Origin of the sequence: Exilibacterium tricleocarpae (assembly GCF_007004655.1) — a bacterium.
Taxonomy (GTDB): Bacteria; Pseudomonadota; Gammaproteobacteria; order Pseudomonadales; family Cellvibrionaceae; genus Exilibacterium; species Exilibacterium tricleocarpae.
This window is the reverse complement of the sequence record NZ_ML660118.1, coordinates 1-20,088: the sequence shown is the minus strand read 5'-3', so window position 1 is coordinate 20,088 and position 20,088 is coordinate 1. Positions and strand designations below refer to the sequence as shown.

10 protein-coding genes and 1 pseudogene are annotated in these 20,088 nt (G+C 55.4%); 6 read left to right on the top strand and 5 right to left on the bottom strand.

Features of this window, described 5'->3' with window-relative positions; translation table 11 throughout:
• Positions 1-17: 17 nt before the first annotated feature.
• Positions 18-2,717: a serine/threonine protein kinase gene (locus FKG94_RS27460; protein WP_142930159.1), complete on the top strand. Its 2,700-nt coding sequence runs from the start codon at positions 18-20 to the stop codon at positions 2,715-2,717.
• Here the strand turns inward: FKG94_RS27460 and FKG94_RS27455 are convergent.
• The 5 genes from FKG94_RS27455 to FKG94_RS27435 all read right to left on the bottom strand — a co-directional run bounded on the left by FKG94_RS27455 (position 2,714) and on the right by FKG94_RS27435 (position 8,663).
• Entirely contained in the window at positions 2,714-4,660 is a 1,947-nt protein-coding gene (locus FKG94_RS27455) for a methyl-accepting chemotaxis protein (protein ID WP_142930158.1), read from the bottom strand. The genes FKG94_RS27460 and FKG94_RS27455 overlap by 4 nt on opposite strands.
• A gap of 402 nt (positions 4,661-5,062) precedes the next feature.
• Complete coding sequence (locus FKG94_RS27450) at positions 5,063-6,781, bottom strand: two-component system response regulator (RefSeq protein ID WP_179957839.1); 1,719 nt, start codon at positions 6,779-6,781, stop codon at positions 5,063-5,065.
• A 187-nt stretch (positions 6,782-6,968) separates the two neighbouring features.
• Positions 6,969-7,415: a hypothetical protein gene (locus FKG94_RS27445; RefSeq protein WP_142930156.1), complete on the bottom strand. Its 447-nt coding sequence runs from the start codon at positions 7,413-7,415 to the stop codon at positions 6,969-6,971.
• A 158-nt stretch (positions 7,416-7,573) separates the two neighbouring features.
• Positions 7,574-8,164, bottom strand: coding sequence for a DNA endonuclease SmrA (gene smrA, locus FKG94_RS27440; protein WP_142930155.1), 591 nt, complete (start codon positions 8,162-8,164; stop codon positions 7,574-7,576).
• A 31-nt stretch (positions 8,165-8,195) separates the two neighbouring features.
• Positions 8,196-8,663, bottom strand: coding sequence for an acyl-CoA thioesterase (locus FKG94_RS27435; RefSeq protein WP_142930154.1), 468 nt, complete (start codon positions 8,661-8,663; stop codon positions 8,196-8,198).
• Positions 8,664-9,660: 997 nt separating this feature from the next.
• Between FKG94_RS27435 and FKG94_RS27430 the strand changes: the two genes are divergently transcribed.
• The 5 genes and pseudogenes from FKG94_RS27430 to FKG94_RS27410 all read left to right on the top strand — a co-directional run bounded on the left by FKG94_RS27430 (position 9,661) and on the right by FKG94_RS27410 (position 19,803).
• Positions 9,661-16,959: an RHS repeat-associated core domain-containing protein gene (locus FKG94_RS27430; RefSeq protein WP_142930153.1), complete on the top strand. Its 7,299-nt coding sequence runs from the start codon at positions 9,661-9,663 to the stop codon at positions 16,957-16,959.
• Complete coding sequence (locus FKG94_RS27425) at positions 16,956-17,285, top strand: hypothetical protein (protein ID WP_142930152.1); 330 nt, start codon at positions 16,956-16,958, stop codon at positions 17,283-17,285. The genes FKG94_RS27430 and FKG94_RS27425 overlap by 4 nt, the downstream gene beginning before the upstream one ends.
• A gap of 438 nt (positions 17,286-17,723) precedes the next feature.
• On the top strand, positions 17,724-18,095 hold the full coding sequence (locus tag FKG94_RS27420) for a hypothetical protein (protein ID WP_142930151.1): 372 nt from the start codon (positions 17,724-17,726) through the stop codon (positions 18,093-18,095).
• 386 nt (positions 18,096-18,481) lie between these two features.
• A pseudogene (locus FKG94_RS27415) lies at positions 18,482-19,486 on the top strand (RHS repeat-associated core domain-containing protein); the annotation flags it as partial.
• A gap of 14 nt (positions 19,487-19,500) precedes the next feature.
• Positions 19,501-19,803: a hypothetical protein gene (locus FKG94_RS27410; protein WP_142930150.1), complete on the top strand. Its 303-nt coding sequence runs from the start codon at positions 19,501-19,503 to the stop codon at positions 19,801-19,803.
• Positions 19,804-20,088 lie beyond the last annotated feature (285 nt).

The window sequence follows — 20,088 nt, the reverse complement described above, 5'->3', positions numbered from 1 at the left end:
GGACACAGGCCCCGGCAATGATAATCGGCCAACCACAAGTAGACTCGATATTTCACCGGGCACTGGCGCTCCCACCTCAACAGCGGGCAGAGTTTCTCGCACGGGCCTGCGGCGCGGACAATGACCTCAGGCGCGAGGTCGAGGCGTTGCTGTCGGCAGCCGGGGATTGCGCCGGCTACTTTGAGCATTTTTTACAACGACTCGACGCACTCAAAACAAACCAGGAAAACACCGGGCTCCCCGGTCTAAAGCAGGTAGGCCCCTGGAAACTTCTCGCTTTACTCGGACGCGGCGGCATGGGCAGCGTATACCTGGCGGAGCGGGCGGATCACCAGTACACCAAGCGCGCGGCGCTGAAAGTCTTACCGCTCGGCGCCGATGACCCCATTTCCCGCTACCGATTTATGTCTGAGCGACAAATCCTCGCACAGCTAAACCATGAAAATATCGCGCGTTTCGTCGATGGAGGTGTCACAGACTGCGGCACGCCTTACTTTGTCATGGATTACATAAACGGCACCTCTATAGACAAATACTGCCGCCTCAAAAAAATGACGTCAAAGCAAATACTTTACCTGTTTCTAAATGTGTGCGAGGCCGTTCAGTACGCCCATAGTCACCTGGTCGTTCACCGCGATCTTAAACCAAGCAATATACTGGTCGATGAAAACAACACTGTAAAGTTATTGGATTTCGGCATCGCCAAAATACTCGCAACCGGCAAGCCTGGTGTTGAACTCACCCAGGCGTCGTCTTGCCCTATGACTCCGGGATACGCGAGCCCCGAAATGTTACAGGGCAAAACAGTTAATATCACCACCGATGTGTATTCCCTCGGCGTTGTCCTCTACGAGCTGCTAACCGGCAGCAAACCTTATGCAAACGGCACTTCGGCGGCAAACCTTCAGCATACCGGTCTTCACAACCGGCCCGCGAAATCCGAGACAGTAACCGGCTCCCGTGATCGACGCAAGACACTGCGGGGAGATATCGCCACAATCCTCACAAAGGCGATAGACACCAGGCCTGAATCGCGTTACACATCGGTCAGGTATCTCGCAGATGACATCAAACGCTACCTAAACGGCTTCCCCATTCAAGCCCGGCCCTACAGTCCACTTTACCACGCGGGAAGATTTATCCACCGCCACCGCACCCTGGCATCGATTGCCGCCGCGGCGATACTTTCTCTGTGTTTTTCGACGCTGTTTTCTATCTTGCAAATGCACGAAGCGCAACGGCAACGGGACTTGGCCCGCTACCAGCAACAACACGTCCAGGCCTCCAACGACTTCCTCAGGCTGCTGCTCGAAGAGATCGGACCTGCGGGAACAGCGCTGACGCTGGCAGAATTACTCGATCGCGGGGTCTCGATGCTGGAGCGGCAGTTCGAGTCGAGGCCACGCTATATCGGGCATATGCTGTATGAATTTTCCCAGTCATATTATTCGCTGGCGAATACGAAGCGGGCGGCAGACATATTGCAAAAAGCGGAAAACGTGGCGCGGCAACAAGATGATTGGGAACTTGTCAGCACGATCCTGTGCGCCCGCGCGAACCGAATGTTTCGCATCGACCCCGAGTTCGCAAAAAGACACTATAAAGACGCCATATCAATACAGACCGGACTGCCATTGACGTCGATTAACAACCGGCTAACCTGCGATCATGCCCGTGCACGCCTGCTGGTGAGCGAGGGCGACCCACGAGGTGCACTTGCCGTAATAGATAAAGCGCTGAGCGCTTCCAGCGAACTCGCCTCCGCGCCGGGTGAACTGCACTTTTCCCTGCTTAACAGAAAAACCCTGATACTCTACAGTCTCGGCCTCCAAACCGAAGTGCTGACAACCAACGATCAATTGTTGGAACTGATGGAAAAAAGCGGCCGCGACTCAACCATCGGCTATCAGATCGAGAGGCAGAACCGGGCCATACTTATGGATACGATGGGCGAAATCCTCGCCTCTGTCGAGGTGCGCCGCCAGGTCCTCGAACGTCTCCAAAGCACCGGCGGGGAGAACCAGTTACCCGACAAATTTGTCACCCGCTACGCCGACGGGTTAATGCGTTTGCACAGATTTGATGAAGCCCTGGCACTGTATCGGGAAAATATCGGCAAGGTGCGCCGCCAGGGGGATACGCTACAGGTCGCCCACCATCAATTCAATATTGGAAAAATACTTTCTTATCAGGGTAAGTATTCAGAGGCGGAGGATAATCTTCGCGCCGCCGAGACGGTCTATCAGGCAAGCCCCATAGTCAACCGCCGCCCACTCGATAGAATCGCCCTGGCCCGGGTGGTGCTCTTGCGCCAACAGGGACACTTTCACACAGCCTTGCAGGCAGCCGGAGCCCTGCTTGAGTCTATGGGATACCCTGAACAGAAAGCCGGTTTTTTACTGAGCCAGACATTGCGCGAGGCTGCAATTACTGCGCTGGATTCAGACGATAAAGGAGTGGCAAAACAGTATGTAGATGATTTCCTGCACACAGCGACACGGCTGGCCAGGTCGCATCAAAAAAGCGCGGATGTGGGCTACGCGCACTATCTGCGCGCCAGGTTAAAGTTGCAGTCCAACCTTTACGCCAGTGCCCGGAAGGACCTCGACACGGCGGTTAAAGCACTCTCAACTGGCGCCGGTAAAGATCATCCGAACACGCAACAAGCCGTGAGATTGTTATCGGCCACCGGGGCTCCGGGCATGTCCGGCCATTAAGCCCGGCGCTGCGTCACTTTAAAACGGGCAATCTCTTCCGTTAGCTGCGAAGCCACCGCAGCGATCTGTTCCACAGATTCGCCGGTAACCTCAGCCCCCTGATAAGCCCTGTCGGTTATCTCGCGGATATGATTGGACATAGTAACCATCTCTTCGAGCAGCTCCTGCTGTTCGCGGGTGGAGCCGGTAATGACATTGCCGGCACTGTGAACTTCGTCGATCAGCTCCCCCAGGCGGTTGAGCGTGGTGGTAACCATGCCGACTTTTTCATAACTCGCCTCCATCTGCGTACCGGTCTCCCCCATGCTGCGCTCGCTGACGATGGACGCTTCCTCGATAGCGCTGAGCGTGGCCTTGATCTTTTCTGTCTGCTCCTGGGTCTTTAGAGCCAAGGTTCTCACCTCGTCGGCCACCACTGCAAAGCCGCGACCCTGGTCGCCGGCGCGGGCCGCTTCAATGGCTGCATTCAAAGCCAGCAAATTGGTCTGCTCTGCGATCTCGTTGATAGCGCTGGAGATATCGCCGATATTGCGGGTACCCTCCACCAGTTGCCCGATCGAGGCCTGCGCCCCAGTCAACGCATTTCTCAGGCGCGTCATCACTGACTCCAGTTCCGCCAGCGAATCACGCCCCTCCTCGGCGGTCGCCCGGGCGCCGTCGGCGGCGCTCACCGTATCGGCCAGTTGCTGGCGGATGCCCTGTGACGAGGCGTGCAGGTTGTTGATGGTGGCCTGCAGGTTTTCCGTATCGCAGGTTTGGGACTGGGCCCCCTGGCGGGCATTCTGCGCCACGTCCCTGACCCCGGACAAGGTATCAAACAGCACCGTAGCCGACTCATTGACACCGCCAACCAACTCCTCCAGCGACACCGCCATGGCATTGATCTTGCCGCCCATGGCCGCCCATTCATCGTGTCCGGCAACCGCTACCCGCTGGTTAAGGTTGCCGTCCGCCAACCGCTCCATCGCCTGACTGACTGTTTCAGTGCTACCTCTAACCGCCGTATAGAATCCGGCAAACAGCACGGCGGCCAGCAATAAACCGAACGACAATGCCAACAGAGATAGCGACCGCTGGTAACGATACTGTTGCAGGCGCGCGGCAATCCGTTCGTCGAGCACCGGCTCCAACTGGCCGACAAAAGACGCTGCTGCCGTACTGGCTCCCCGCCAGGCGCTGTGCACCTGGGCGCGGTTGATTTCAATCACCTCGGGGTCGAGCATTTGATCCTTCACCCGGTTCAGCAGCGCCGCCATGGCACCGCTAAAAGACTGCCAGGAATCTGTCAGGCGATCGCCGGCCCCGGCGTCGAGGTCGAGGGTCTCGCCGACATAAATATCGGCGCCCCGCAACTTGCTCCGGGACAACTCGACAGCGTTGGACAAGGCGATAAACGTCCTCGGCACAAACCGCCCCTCCTCGGCAATATCGGCAGCGGTGCTGCCCACCTGGGTAACCTCCGCCATCAGACCGCGCAACAAATCGGCATACAGTCGCACCAGGCGGTTGGTGACGAGGTCCTGATCGAGGTTCAGCCCGCTATAGTCCGCCAGCGAGCGCTGGTAAAACCCCAACAGCTCGTAGATCTGTTGGCTGTTGCTGCGCAACCCGCTCAGCAGTTGGGCTCGGGTGGCAGCCACCACCTTGCTGCGGCTGAGCGGCGTCCCTGAGATATCGTTGAAATCGGCCGGCAGCTTGCGCCCGGCCAGCAGCGCCGCATTGACGTCGAAGATGAGTTCACGGCTGGCACGCAGGTGTTGCAGACCTTCCTGCTCTGCCTCCAACGTGGCGATGGCGCGATTATATTGTTCCAGCAGCAGGAACTGGGAAACGGAGATCGGCAGCAGGAACACCAGGGTGATCAACAGGAACTTTTGCCCGTTGCCCAGGTTTCTCATCAGATTGCGCGCGGGTGCGATTATCAGGTTCATAAGCGACTGCATAAGCAAATCCTGCGTTGTTTATCGAATACCGGCCTGGCCACACCTGCCATCTGCCCCGGTCACGCGCCAATTGCGGCTCGGTGGCCAGCCCAATAACAGGCAGCCCGGGCTGATAGACCAGGGCGCCGCATCCAGGCCGCTTTCAGGTCGGGAAATACACGACCGACCCTAGCTGTGGCACCGTCGGGGTATAGTTGGCGGCGGTTTGCCAACCACCGGCCCTTCGATAACTGTAGCTCAAATGCCCGGATCATGGCGGTAACCACACCTTCACCTGGCCGGCCGGCATCTATCGGCCTGCCAATCTCTAAGTATAGGCAGTAGGCACGGTAAAGGCGCCGCGGGTCGTTGCAGACGCTACCCCGATCCACAGGGGCGCAGGGGGTTGCAGGAATAAGCGGGTTAATCAGCGCCCGCCGGGTCGTGACTGGCGCAGTAACGCTGGTGCCACTGGAGCAGTTTCTCTCCGGGCATAGGACGGCTGACAAAGAAGCCCTGCACCGTTTCACAGCCGTGGTTGCGCAAAAAGGCAAACTGCTGATCGGTCTCGACACCTTCGGCCACCACTTCCAGCCGCAGGGCCTTGGCCATAGTGATAATGGCCCGGGTAATGGCGGCATCGTCCTGGTTTCTCAGCACTTCCTGAATAAAACTGCGATCAATTTTCAAACGATTGAGCGGAAAGCGTTTCAGGTAGGCCAGGGAGGAATAGCCGGTGCCGAAGTCATCGACGCATAACTTCACCCCCAGTTCGCTGAGTTTCTGCAGTGTTTCATTCACCTGGGTCGCCGTCGACATTAGCGTGCTCTCGGTGATCTCCAGCTCCAGCTGCGATGGCAGTATGCCGCTTTGGTCGATGGCCGCGGCCACGTGCTCAAACAGTTTTTCGTGGTTGAATTGCACGGCCGAGATATTCACCGATACCGACAAATGCTCCAGCCCGCTGTCCTGGTACTCCTTCAACTGCCGGCAGGCCTGCTTGAGAATCCACTCGCCGAGCACGATGATCAGGCCACTCGACTCGGCGATCGGGATAAACGTTCGCGGGCCGACCAGGCCCTGGCCGGGGTGCTCCCAGCGCACCAGCGCCTCCACCCCCACCAACTTCGAGGTTTCGGTCTCGACAATGGGCTGGTAGTGGAGCACGAAGTGTTTTTTCTGGATGGATTTGAACATCTGTGCCTGCAGTCGACTGACGGCCCGGGTTTTTTTATCCAGGTCGGAATCGTAAAACCGGTACACCCCGCGGCCGGCGTCCTTGGCCTGATACAGCGCCAGGTCCGCCCGCTTCAGCAGATCATCGACGTCATAGGCGTCTTCGGGAAAGAAAGCGATACCGACACTGGCACTGGTCGACAGCACCTGGTCGTCCACCTGGCTCACCCGGGCGACCCCGCGGATGACTTTATTGGCGACCACCGCGGCGTTGTCGCGCCGGCCCAGGTGCGTGGCGATAACGGCAAACTCGTCGCCGCCCAGACGCGCAACCGTGTCGGTTTCGCGCACACAGTCGCTGACCCGTGCGGCCACCGCCTGTAGCAGTTTGTCGCCGACGGGGTGGCCGAAGGTGTCGTTAACTTTTTTGAAATGATCCAAATCCAACACCAGCAAGGCAATGGATTCGCGCAGGCGTTTGGCGGTGGCAATACCCTCGCTCAGGCGCAGGTTGAACAGGGTGCGGTTGGCCAGCCCGGTCAGTGGATCGTAGTGAGCCAATCGTCTCAGCGCCTGCTCGTCTTTTTTCTGCTCGACGGCATAGCGGATAGTGCGCTCGATCAGCGGCGCAGACAGGTGTTGTTTGGCCAAAAACTCTGACGCGCCGGCCTGTCGCGCTTCGGCCTCAACCCCGGCGCCGCCGGTGCCGGTCAACAGCACCACCGGCGTCTCGCTGCCCTGGGATTGAACCTGGCGCGTCAAGTCAATCCCATTTTCTGCGCCCACATTGAGACTGAACAGAAAGACGTCATAGTGCTCGTCCTGCGTGGCCTGCAAAGCCGAGCCGATGTTGTTTTTCCAGTCGATGCTGCATTTATCCCCGTAGGCTTCTTCCAACACCGACTTGGTAAAAAAATAGTCGCCGTCGTCGTCCTCAACCAGCAGTATTTTTAGGGTGTCATTCATGTCCGTGATCCAGCGCATTAACACTGTTGGCGGTATCCGATGGCAATAACCGGGGTTTTGCAGGCAGGTCCGTCATCTTAATTTCCCTATCAACCTTCTTCAACTGCGGTGGTATTTCAGCGGGTGGGTGTTAAAACCGGGCCGGGGATTTCGACAGGGCGCAGGCCGGGCAGGGACGGCGCGTCGATCACAAATCGTAGCCGACAACGGCAACCGCCGGCCACAGAGGAATGCAGCGCTTGCTGGTGATATGGACGGCCCGGCCTCCAAACGAGAGAAAATAGCCTTCCCAACCGGCGTCGCGAATACCCAGGGCGATGCTGTTCTGATCCGGCAGCGCATAGGCGACTATCTGATGCTCGGCGATCTCAACCCGGGGGTCGATCATCACGAAACTGCCCGGCGGAATATCCTCGTGAATCAATTGGTTATGGGCGGCGGTCTGTAGGATAAAGGCGCGATCGGAATAGCCCGCCGTGCTCACCATGGTACGGGAATGCGGGCCGACGCTGCGATCGACAACGAGCTGAATCAGCTCTATCTCGCTCAGCAGCCGGTAGGCAGGGTGTGTCTCGGAGGCCTGATGGGTGGGCAGAACCTCCCCCACGGCGTCCAAAAACGGACCAGTAGCCATATCACAGTCTCTCCCCCGGAGCTGCCGTTTTTTGCAGGGGCAAATACTACCGGATAAGGATTTAGGCGCAAGTTTGTAATAGCTTACTTACCTGCTCAGAAGTGGCCAAAATCACCGTTGCAACACCCCCGGTAAGGCGGCGACCGCCCGCGGCCAACTCAAACCTTGCGACGAGCGGCATGGCGCTCCTTGTTCTCCTGGCGCTGGCGATCGCTTTTGCGCAGCAGCACGTAGGTGGCGCCGGCGCCGCCGTGCCGGGGCTGGGCGGAGTGAAAGGCCAATACCTGGGGCAACTGGGGCAGCCAATGGGCCACACAGCTCTTTAACAGGGCCGGCTGCGGCTGCCGCATCAGCCCCTTGCCATGGGTGATCAGGACACAGCGAATATCGTGTTCGAGACAGTCGCGGACAAACTGGTAAACCGCATCGCGGGCCCGTTCGACACTCATGCGGTGCAAATCCAGCCGCGCATCGATTGCGTACTTGCCCAGCCGCAGGTTGCGAAACACGCCGTGCTGCACGCCCGGTTGGCGGTAAGACAGTATATCCAGCGGCGCCACCGGCTCGATAAAATCGCCCGCCAGTGCATTTTCGTCCGCCGCCGGCAGGGCCTCGGCGGCCTGGCGGCGGTGTTCCAGCCCCACCTTGGCCGCTTTGTCATCGGCTTTCAGGGTCACCCGCTTGTCGGTGCGCAGCGGCTCTACATCGCCCATGGCCTGGGCAAAGCTGTCGTTGTCGTTATCGGACACAGGCTACCTCACAGTTACCGGGTCAACACAGTCAAAGCGCGTCCGTCGCCACTACTGCCGCGCCGTAAGCGGCCAGAAATTCGGCCGGCAGGCGCCGCGGGCGGCCGCTGCTGATCTGGATGCAGACCAATGACCAGCGACCCCGCATCAGGGTTAGCGCGTCACCGGCCCGCACCAGTTGAAAACGCCGCTCCAGGCTGAGCTTATTGTCGGTCCCGGTCAGCCAGGTGGCAACCCGCAGGGTATCACCTTCCAGCGCGGCGGCGAGATAGTCGAATTCGGCGTGGCGGATCGCCATGGCCCGATCGAGCCGCTTGTAGTCGTGCAGCGACAGACCCAACCGTTCGGAATGGGACCAGGCGGCCCGCTCGCACCAGCGCACATATTCAGCGTTGTTGGCGTGGTTGAGACCGTCGATATCGGCCGCTGACACCGTCAGTTCGAAGACGTGGGGCGCGGGGTAGTCCCAGTCGACGGCGGGGTTTTGGGTCTGGTTCATGGATATATCAATTCGGGCAACTGACCGCCGCGCATCTTACCAGGGAAGCCGGGGGCGATACTATATCGAGATCGATGTGACTGGGCGGCGACCGATAAAGCGGTGCATATACGCTTAGGGAAGTGACATTAGAGACTGTCCCCCTCAACTGACCGGTGGCACCATTCTAAGGGCACCTCTTCCGGCGGCATGCTGCGGGGACGTAACTTTAGTTGCGTCCCCCTAGAATGGTGCCACTCCCCTGCGTTAGAACCACCCCGCAGTATCCTGCAAGCGGTGCTATTGGCACGGGGGAGTGGTCCCCCTCAAAGGTACCTATGCTTCGGTATATAAGGAATGTTTTTACCTATCTTTACTGCATGTAGGCTGACATACTTCTCTTTTGGTATGTATTACATCGATGGACCAGGTGCTCACCGCCGTAATGCTCTTATCTTTATCGATCATTGGGATGCGGATTTTTTGCGGCGGATTGTTTTATTCTAGAGCGCTATTTTTTCCGGTTCAGCATGAAAGGGAGATATGAAAGTATCAAACAATATAGGATTTTGGATGTTGAATTTTTCTATCGGGCGGTTTACGTTGCGATAACGGACTGCGAGTGTGACAGGACAAACGTTTATTTTTTGGAAAAATCAAAAACTCCGGCGCAAGCAAACGTTGCTTCATACTAAAGACAGCACTGCGCCGACGACTTACAGGTTAAAATAATCCTATATGACACTTTTCTGTTTGCTAAACCTGCTAGGATTGCTGTCTCGTCACTAGCACCTGCAACGGGATTAAAAAATCCCGACTCAATAACACGCAAAAAAATCTGAAAAGAATAAGGATATTGAAATGCCAGGAAATTGCAAGGAAGCCAGTCGTTCAAATAACCTGATAGCCTTTCAAAAACGTCACTAACGGTTGTTGTCAGCAACTGATAATACCTGCGTGAAGGAACGGTTCCCGGAAGGGTAAATCAATCGGCCACATGGAATAAAAGGGGCCCAACATGGAAAGAATCATAAAACCTTTACTGCCACTGCTGATCACCGTGTTGTTGCCTCTCCAGTCCTGGGCCATCAGCGGTCCGGCCACGGATAACGACGGCAATTACACGCTGCATTTCAGCCCAAATCAAATGTACAAGATCAGCGAATTCAAAAACGGTGTTTTCGTTAAAAACTTTTTCTACCCACCCGGCCAAACGCTGCAGATAACCGGTAGAAACAACGGCACCTATCGCTACGATCACTGGACGCGCTGGACCATCTGTGTATGGGAAGAGTGTGACGTTATCGACAACTTGGAAGGTTCGCACACTGTGGTTGTGGATATCCCCAGTATTCCACCGCCAATGACCCCGCCCTCGCTGAGTGCCACCCACGTTTCCAACAGTATTGCCCTGACCTGGTCGGCCAGCACCGGCCCCAATGTCACCCGGTATGAACTCGAGCGCCGAGCACAAGGGGCATGGTCACGTGTCTATCTTGGCGCTGCCCGCAGTTTTACCGATACGGTACCCGGGGACGGTACTTATCAATACCGGGTGCGCGCGCAAAATGCCCAAGGGTGGAGTGCGTTTTCAAACCCCGCGCAAACGGTAGTGGCGATCACGCCCGGTGTGCCGGCGTCGATAACCGTGCCCGCGACCAGTGACAGCGGTCGCTATACGGTCGCCTGGGGCAGCGCCAGCGGCGCGGTGGATCGCTATGAGTTGTTTCAGCAAGCGGGTGGCGGCGGCTGGTTGCCGGTCTACGCCGGCACCGCGAGGACAAGCAGCGTCAGCGGCTTGGCCGATGGCGACTATCGCTACCGGGTCCGTGCCTGTAATGTCGAAAGCACCCTGACCACCTGCAGTGCCTATAAGACGTCGACCGTCAGCACCACGGCCATCAGACCCGGCGCACCCGCGCGCATTGATGTACCGCCGAGCGATGATAACGGGACGTTCCCTGTCTCTTGGGCAAGTATCAGCGCCCCTCTGGACCGCTATGAACTGTACCAGCAGACCAACGGCAGCCAATGGGGGCTTGTCTACGCCGGCAGTGGCACCGCCAAGACGGTGAGCGGTCTGGGCAACGGCAACTATATCTTCCGGGTACGCGCCTGTAACGTCCAGGGCAGTGTCACCCACTGTGGTCCTTATCAAACCTCCGGCCTGGTGTCGGTCTTTGTCGGCGGTCCGGGCACGGGCGAAATCGACCCCGCCAATGACCTGATGGCTGAACCTGAGTACAACGGCCTGCTCAAGGGCGAATACACCGTCAGCGAAACCGGCAGCTTCCGCTATCGCCTGCCCCTGGTGATCGCGCCGGGTATCAATGGCATGCAGCCCAACCTGAGTTTGACCTACCGCAGCAACCGCAAAAACGGGTTGCTCGGCTGGGGCTGGCGGATCGGCGGTCTGTCCGCCATTACGCGCTGCAAGGCGAGCGTTGCCCGGGATAAGGCCATCAGTGGTATCAATTCCGGTGACGATTACCGCTTCTGCCTGGATGGCGAACGGCTGGTTGAAATCGCCAGCGGTGAATACCGCACCGAGGCGGATGACTTTGCCCGTATTACCCGCCTGGGCGGTACGGCAAAAGCTCCGGCTTCATGGACCGTTGAATACCCCAATGGGGAGGTTTTGACCTACGGCGCCACCAGCGATGCCGTGCGCTACGATAACCAGGCGCAGCCCTTAACCTGGTCTCTCAATCGCCGGCAGGATATGGCGGGGAATTACCTGACCTATACGTATTTCCACGACGCCGCCCAAGGGATTCATCGTATTCAGGCCATCCATTACACCCGAAACGATTTGGCAACCGGTACGGATAACGCGGTGTTGTTTACCTATGAAGACCGGGACGATGTGCTGGAGACCTATCGCGGCGGTGCCCGCTACTACGTGCCCCAGCGGTTGAAAACCATCGAGACCCGCGCCGGCGGTGTCAACCTCACTACCTACACACTGCATTACCAGCGCTATGGCCAGCGTTACTTTGGCAAACTGTTTGAGGACCCGCTGAGCACCAGCCACCTGGCACAGATCGACCTGTGCTACGGCTATGGCGCCCAGTGTGTTGAACCCTTGCGCTTCGAGTGGAATGACAGTGAGTCGGCCACGTTTGGCATGGACACCGGGACCGCGCATAACCGCTTTCCCGCGCGGACGGGCGATTTTGATGGCGACGGCCTGTTGGAGTACTTCAGTACCGACGTAGATAGCGTTAACGGGGATTTGACGCTCTCCGTCACTGCCATAGACCCCAGAGACAGCGACAGTGCGTTTCCGGATGTCCGTTTTGACCACAGTTACCCCGTCCCCTCTCGCGTCTATGATGTAAATCTGGATGGCAGGGACGATCTGGTGAGCTTCGATTTCAATGAGTTTGCACCGACTTACAGGGTCGTTGTCTACCGCTCCACGGGCAATGGGTTTGTCGCGGAAACCTGGGCCGATGGCCTCAGTGAACTCTCATCCGGTTGGCTGTTTACGGCCAGGCGGTTTCTGCGCGATATCAACAACGACGGTTTGCCCGACCTGCACTACTATAAAATTGATCATCAGAACCCGGCAGCTTCTAAATGGTATGTCAAAATCAATACAGGCAGCGGGTTCGAACCCATCAGCCTATGGTTAGACAATCTTACCAACTACTTTGTCAAGCTCAGTGACTCCCCGCGTCACTTTGGTGATTTTAACGGCGATGGGCTCACGGATCTGCTGATTTGTCGCTACCCCAATACCACGGCGTCGACTTGTCATCTCGACGTGCTGATCAATACCGGACAAGGTTTTGTCTCAAGCGGCGTCTGGGGCAGCATCGCGGATAACAGCCACCACCTGCGTGTTGGTGACGTCAATGGTGACGGCCTGACCGATGTCTACCATACCCTGGGCGGCAATGAACCAGGCTTTGTCGCCCTGTCTACGGGCGAGCGCTTTACGCCCTGGCAGTCATGGCAGGCAAACGCTCAGAATGGGGGGCTGAGCCCCAGACGGGTCTTTGCCCACCTGAATGACGATAAGTGTGCTGACCTGGTCACATTCGGCCCGAAAAAAGGCAATGGGCGATACGACACCTGGGTCGAATTGTCCACCTGCGCCGGGCCCCAGGCCGGGGGACAGGGATTCTTACCGCCGGCAAACTGGCTTGCCGACGCACGCGAGAAACCCATACTCGCGGACTTTAACCACGACGGCATCACAGACCTGTCCAACATCGGCCACACCGGTTCGGGACGGACAGTGAATACCGTCACCCGAAAACGCCTGCGCGGGGTGGTCGATGGCCTGGGGGACAAGGTGTCCGTGCAGTATGGGCCGATGACCACCAGTACGCATTACACGGTAACGGCGGCCACCCGGACGACCTCTTCATTTACCCATGCCGGCGAAGGGTATGAAGGGAATGAGGAAGAAGAGGACGCAGCGAGGCTGCCCGTGCCCACGCCGCGCCTTATCGTGGAAGCGGTCGTCGACACCCGTTCAGCCGGCGATCGCAAAAGCCTGAGTTATCACTATCACAACCATCGGCGCGATGACAGCGGCTGGGGAGCGCTCGGGTTCGATACGGTGGCAGTGACCGATACGGACAGCACCGGTGCGGTGCGCAAAACCGTCAACCACTACCATCAACGGGTCGATGAGGCCTATGCACTGATGGGCTACCCCCACCGGACGTTGGTCTATGCCACGGACAGCACCCAGTCGGGAAACACCTTGCGCCTGTTGAGTGATAAACGCTTTCAGTGGAAGGTGCGCCTCTATCGCGATGATATCGATGCCGGTCATAAGAGCCCGCACTATTTTCCCTACCTGCTGGAAACCCATGAGCAGTCGTGGGACTTGGTGGGCACCAAAGGCAGTCAGACGACCAAGAATTTCACCACCACCAGCTTTGCCTGTTCACCGGTCAGCACCGCCGTGGTGACGACCCTCGCGGGTTCATCGAGCGATAGGGATGTCAGTGCTTATGGTGTACCCCTGTTCTCCCGTCAAGTGTTTTGCGATACCGTCGACGGGCAGGCGTTTATCTCGGCTGTCGATACGACGTATTCTGATATTACCGGTATCGACACCACCAACCGGTGGGTGCAAGGTTTGGTTCAGCGTCAACGTACGCAGGGGTGGATCGGTCACCCCGGCAGCCTGGCTTCAGAGGTACGCACCGTGGCGTTCCGTTACAACACGCTGGGCCAGCTTTCAGAGCGTGTGTCTGAACCGGATGACAGCACGAACAGTCCGCTGCGGCTGAAAACCCAATATAACTATAACCCGTACGGCACTGTAAACCGCACCACGCAGAGCTGGGGCGCCGGTGCCGGGCCCGGCTTGGGGTTTACCTCGACCGTCACGCGCGTCGACGAAACCTATGACGCCGGCGGTGTGCGAACGGTCGTGCAGACCGATCCCGCAGGGCTGACACAAACCACCCAATACGCCGCCAAATTCGGTCTGCCCCTCAAACACACCGACGCCAATGGCCTGGTGACCGATACGGTGTACGACAATCTCGGCCGGGTGGATTTTATAATCCACCCCGATGGCACCCTGACGGAATATGGTTTCCGGGCATGTCTGGGGTGTTTTGCTTACAGTGGGACGGCAGCCTCTTACGTGCAACTGAAAACCACCGGACAGTCCGCGGTGCGCACCTATCTGGACGCCGAAGGCAGAGAAGTGGGCACGCGCTCGAGAAACCTCGCGGGTGCTTTTGTGTATACACGCCGTGACTACAACCCACAGGGGCAGTTATCGATGCGCACGGCGCCCTTTTTCGCCACGCCCAGTGTCGACACACGGTATGCATACGATGTGTTGCGCCGGCTCACGACAACCACCTTTGCCGACACGACCACAGAAACGATTGACTACAATGGCACCCAGATCACCACGACCAATCGCCTGGGGCAGGCCAGTGTGCAACAGCTTACCGGTGGCAATCTGGTTGTGCTGAGCCGGGATGCTGCGGGGACGGCCGTGACCTATCGTTACTCGCCCTTTGGCGATCTCACCTCGACAACCGTCGACGGCAACGCTGACACTACCGTTACTATCGGCTACGACCGCCTGGGCCGTAAAATCAGATTAGATGATCCGAATACGGGCGTGCGCGTTTACACCTATAACGCCCTGGGCCTGTTGGCCTCAGAGACCGATGCCAAAAACCAGGTCACCCGATACCACTACGACAAGCGCGGTCGCGTCACCCAAAGGGTCGACAATGCGACGGCTGCCGGTGTCGCAACGCGCACCCATGTCTGGACTTACGATAACAAGCCTCATGGTAAGGGGTTGTTGGGGTCCTTGGTGGGTTTTAATACCGATGGTTCCTCGTATGCTGAGCACTACACCTACACGGCACTGTCCCAGCTCGATCGCCAGCAGACGGCGATTGACGGCCAAGCCTTTACGTTCCAATGGCACTACGACGGCTTTAGCCGCCCCACCGGTATGACCTACCCCAGCGGATACCGGACGATTGAGGACTATAATGATCACGGCTTCCGGCACACGGTGAGAGCGGGTGGTGACGGTCAAGTGCTGTGGGTGGCCAATACCGCCGATGCACGGGGCAACCTGACCCGGTTCACCCTGGGCAACGGGGTGGTCACCGATCAGCACTTTGAGGCGATTGATGGTCGCCTTCAAGCTATCCAGGCGCACAAAGGCCTCTTTACCATTCAGGATCACGGTTATCAGTTTGATGCCTTGGGGAATCTGAAGCAACGCTCCGATCACAAACACGCGCTGACCCAACATTTTTGTTACGACAATCTCAATCGGTTGACGGCCTCGCGCGCGGGGAGTTGTTCGGCGTCAAGCAGCGACTTTACCTACGATGCCTTGGGGAATATCACGCAGAAGACCGGTGTGGCAGGCGTCTATCGTTACGGTCAGAATGGCGCGGGTCCTCACGCGGTGACCAGCGCCAATCACTTGCAGTATACCTACGATGCCAACGGCAATATGATCGCGGCCAAGGCCGGCGCGCAAACGGTCAAGTCCGTCGCCTATACGGCTTTTGACAAGCCTTCGCGTATTAGCGACACTAGCCCGGGGTCGGAGAAATGGTCAGACGTTGTCTATGGGCCCACGAAAAACCGCGTTAAGCACAGTGACAGCGCAGGCCGCACAACCATCTATGCCAGTCTGGGCCGTTATGAAGTTATTACCAAGAGTGGCATAACCCGGCAGGTCCATTATCTCGGTGATTTTGCCTTGTACATCGGTAGCGCCGGTAGCGGTGAATATCGTTACAAGCACCGTGACCATCTGGGGTCGCTGGTCGCCAAATCCGGTGAGCAGGCCACCCATGCCAATGACGTGGAATGGCTGGCCAACGGCCCCTGGGGCGAGCGGCGATACCAAATTTGGAACGGCAGCCTCGACGAAGGATACCAGCCTGATGATGCCGCGCGGGGTTTTACCGGTCATGAGCACCTGGATAGCGTGAGCCTGATTCATATGAATGGGCGGGTGTATGATCCACAGTTGGGCCGTTTTTTAAGCCCGGACCCGCTGGTGCAAGCGCCGCTGAACAGCCAGAGTTATAACCGCTATAGCTATGTGTTCAATAATCCGTTGAGCTTTGTCGACCCGACGGGTTATGCCTCTAAGATATTGGAGCAGGTTGATGTGGTTGGTTACCAATTTGAGAGTAAAGTGAAAAATGCGGGATCGGGCTGGTTCCGGTCGGGGGTAAAACTTTACAATTACACTAATTTCAATAGATCGATGGGTAGCGTTGCAGGGATTATTCATCCGGGGTTTTGGTTGGGTCGTGCAGCGACGGTTGATGCGCGGGTTGATACTGGGGTTGATGCGAGTGATGACGCGTCGGGGTATGATAGTGACGATGGTCACGGTGCGAAAAAGAGATTTATAGACCCGATTAAAAACTATTTGGATAATAATGTAACTGTAACCGCTTCTGGAGTTCTTGGGGTTGGCGCTGGTATAAAGGGCCAAGCAATTCTTGACCCCACGGATATTGATGGCAATAGTAAGGTTTATGGTGGGGCCGGAGGCGTTCTTGGTGTCTCCGCAACGGCCACAATCGACTTTACTCTATCAAAGAGTGGCTCCTTTAACGATAATCAAGTTGTTACAAAGGTGGGTTTTACTCTAGGTATTGGCCCCGCGCTGGGGGTAACTGTAATTGCAAGTGAAACGGGACGACAATGGGCACTTTCGGTTGGGGCTGGTGTTGGTATTTCTGGGAGCGGTGTAGCGGGCCGTCAAGGTAGCCAGTCGAGCATGCAAGGAAACCCTGGGGCCGCGGCCGCGGCTAGACGAAGAGAACAGAGAAGATGAATTATAGTGACCTAGGTGTGATTTTATTTTTTTTATCTGCTGTTATGTTGGTTTCTTCAGTTTTAGGGTATTTTTATTATTTGCTGATGTATTCAATCTGTTTGTCAAAGGTTTCATCGAATGGTTTGGGTAGAGTAGATGTAAAAACTGTGTTTACTTTAGGAGGTATTAATAAAACTACATCGTTATTTGATGGACTCATGAAAAAAAAGTACAGAGAATATGGAAACGAAGAACTAACTACTAAAGGCGATCGTTGTAGGAAATTTATGATAAGCGCTTTTCTTTTCTTCTTTTTGTCGTTAGTTCTAATAGTCTTTGTATGAGATCTTAGGGCAACCAGGGGAGGTAATCCCCCCGATAAATAATTGTGCGAGTTCTGGGGACAGTTCACTTAATAGGAGTTCTGGGGACCGAGTTCTGGGGACAGTTCACTTAATAGGGTGATAGCCTAGATTGAGGATTGAGGGGTCAGGGATTGAGGGGTCAAGTCTTGACTAATAGTATTTAAGCCAGCAACGGGCAACGATTTTCTTTTCCTTTTTCATCAAGGATTTTAGCTGAGTTATCGTAAGTGGTACTGTTGAATTATTACTCTGATAGAAAAAACCTTAAATTTAATTACTAGCTATTAGTCAAGACTTGACCCTTCTCCGTTTACTGGAAAGTATCTGGTAGTTCAATTGGCACTTTTAGGATTCCATATTTCCGGCTTGGAAATGTTCCCGCGGCAAAGTAAACGGAGGTGGAGGTTACAGGTGATAATGGAAATTAGTGGTGAAATAGTACCAGGTGTTGGTTTGGCAGGAATAAAAATTGGCCAAACTCTTGAAGACATAGCTATTGACAGGCGATCTGTTAAGAGTATTAGTGGGCAGAAGCTTGCTTATGTAATGGATGGTAGCGTTTGTATTCTTTTCGATGATGAAAATAAAATTAGGCAGCTTAGCGCACTATCTGGATACAAAGGAAAATTAAACCAGAAGTACTATATTGATGAACCAATTGCGGAAATTATTGATGATGGCTGGATCTATTCTGAAGAGTTAGATGGGTTTATTAAACAAGATCAGAAAGGAGTGATTATCAGGCCGGATTTAGAAGATGCTTCTCCCGATGAAATTATTGAGCAGTAGTCGATACTAAAAGTTAGCGAAATTACGGTTGCGTCTCAGATAATTTGAACACTACCGAACAGCCTTAACAGGACATCAAAGAACAGTGGGAAGAACAGAGAATTGAGGGGTCAAGTCTTGGGGGAGTTCTGGGGACAGTTCACCAATCTAAGAATCTAGCTCGGAGTTTTTTGAAAGCCCAGCCTTGCACGAATTGAGGAATTGAAGGGTCAAGTCTTAACTAATAGTATTTAAGCCAGCAACGGGCAACGATTTTCTTTTCCTTTTTCATCAAGGATTTTAGCTGAGTTATCGTAAGCGATACTGTTGAATTATTACTCTGATGGAAAAACCTTAAATTTAAGCGCTAACTATTAGTCAAGACTTGACCCTTCTCCCCCTGGGGCGAGCGGCGCTACCCGACGTGGAACGGCAGCCTTGACGACACCTACCAGCCTGATGATGCCGCGCGGGGTTTTACCAATCACGAGCACCTGGATGGTGTCGGTCTGATCCATATGAATGGGCGGGTGTATGATCCGCAGTTGGGCCGTTTTCTAAGCCCGGACCCGCTGGTGCAGGCGCCGCTGAACAGTCAGAGTTATAACCGCTATGCCTATGTGTTCAATAATCCGTTGAGCTTTGTTGACCCGACGGGCTATGCCTCTAAGATATTGGAGCAAGTTGATGTTGTGGGTTACAAATTTAAGAGTGATGTGAAAAATGCGGGGTCGGGCTGGTCTCAGTTGGGGGTAAAACTTTACAATTACACTAATGCCAGTAGATCGATCGATAGCGTTGCAGGGATTATTCATCCGGGGTTTTGGTTGAGGAGTGCAGCGACGGTTGATGCGCGGGTTGATACTGGGGTTGATGCGAGTGATGACGCGTCGGGGTATGATAGTGACGATAATCGAGATGCAAGAAAGAACAGGACCTGGGGCAGTTATTTACCAGGTACTAGTGCTGGGGATAGCTCAGCTCAATATTGGGCTGATAGATTAGTCGCTGCCGGCGGAGGCTTTACGGATAATCCGATTGCGAGCACTGGTCTTTTCTTCTCTGTTTTATGGACTGATGGTACTGCAGTTAGCACCTTAACTACTTTAGGTGGTGGTCCTCTAGCAAGTGGAATTATAAAAGGTGTTCAGGCCACTAAAAGTACTTTTGTTAATGTATCCCGATGGGGACGACCTGGCCTCCAATCAGGTGACTGGGTAATGAAAGGCAACGCAAACCTGTGGAATTATTTTTGGTCCGGAAAATGGCAACCTGGATTGGGCAACAGATTTGCAGGACCGGGGTCAGGAAAAACCTTTACAGTTCCTCGAGAGTCTCTCCAGTGGCCTAAAGGCTGGGGTGTAGATGGTTACATCAAGGGGCTGTTTGGCCAAAGAAAATATGTGCCTTAATTTTGGAGTCTTCAATGGAAATCATTAGATGGGGTTTATCTCTGTTATTATTGTTTATCTTTCTTTGGATATTCATAATTAACTGGTCAACAGTTTTTAAAAGAATCGTTAGCAGAGACGTAAGTAGCTGGATACCCCTTGCAGGTGGGGTAGTTGGGGCATTGGCATTTATTGTATCTCCTTTGGAAGGTTTTAACGATTATTGGTGGGTACCCTTTTTAATAGAATGGGGCTGCTTACCGGGTTTTCTATATACTGGATTTTTTTTCTTGAAAAGAAGTAATCAACAGCGAGGAAACAGCGAGGGGAAACAGTGAGCTGAAATTCCGGGGACAACTCACTCATTAGAGTAGCTTTAACTGCACAACAACCTGCAGCTTGGCAACTTAAGCTATTAAACGGCAGCGGGGAAACGGCAGCGGGGGGCAGCGGGGACAGGCACCGTTGGAAACGGCAGCGGGGACAGGCACCGGGCGAGGACGGCGAGGACAGGCACCGTTAATAGAGAGACGGCGAGGACAGGCACCGTTAAAAAAACAACGAGGAGTTGCAGCCAGAATATTCTCTCAAGTTAGCACTATCGTTTTGTTAGAGTAGCAGAG

Coding starts and splice junctions, on each gene's coding strand:
- FKG94_RS27420 (WP_142930151.1), top strand. CDS start 17,724: ATGGAAATTAGTGGTGAAATAGTACCAGGTGTTGGTTTGGCAGGAATA.
- FKG94_RS27430 (WP_142930153.1), top strand. CDS start 9,661: ATGGAAAGAATCATAAAACCTTTACTGCCACTGCTGATCACCGTGTTG.
- FKG94_RS27445 (WP_142930156.1), bottom strand. CDS start 7,415: ATGGCTACTGGTCCGTTTTTGGACGCCGTGGGGGAGGTTCTGCCCACC.
- FKG94_RS27460 (WP_142930159.1), top strand. CDS start 18: ATGATAATCGGCCAACCACAAGTAGACTCGATATTTCACCGGGCACTG.
- FKG94_RS27410 (WP_142930150.1), top strand. CDS start 19,501: ATGGAAATCATTAGATGGGGTTTATCTCTGTTATTATTGTTTATCTTT.
- FKG94_RS27425 (WP_142930152.1), top strand. CDS start 16,956: ATGAATTATAGTGACCTAGGTGTGATTTTATTTTTTTTATCTGCTGTT.
- FKG94_RS27435 (WP_142930154.1), bottom strand. CDS start 8,663: ATGAACCAGACCCAAAACCCCGCCGTCGACTGGGACTACCCCGCGCCC.
- FKG94_RS27455 (WP_142930158.1), bottom strand. CDS start 4,660: ATGCAGTCGCTTATGAACCTGATAATCGCACCCGCGCGCAATCTGATG.
- FKG94_RS27450 (WP_179957839.1), bottom strand. CDS start 6,781: ATGAATGACACCCTAAAAATACTGCTGGTTGAGGACGACGACGGCGAC.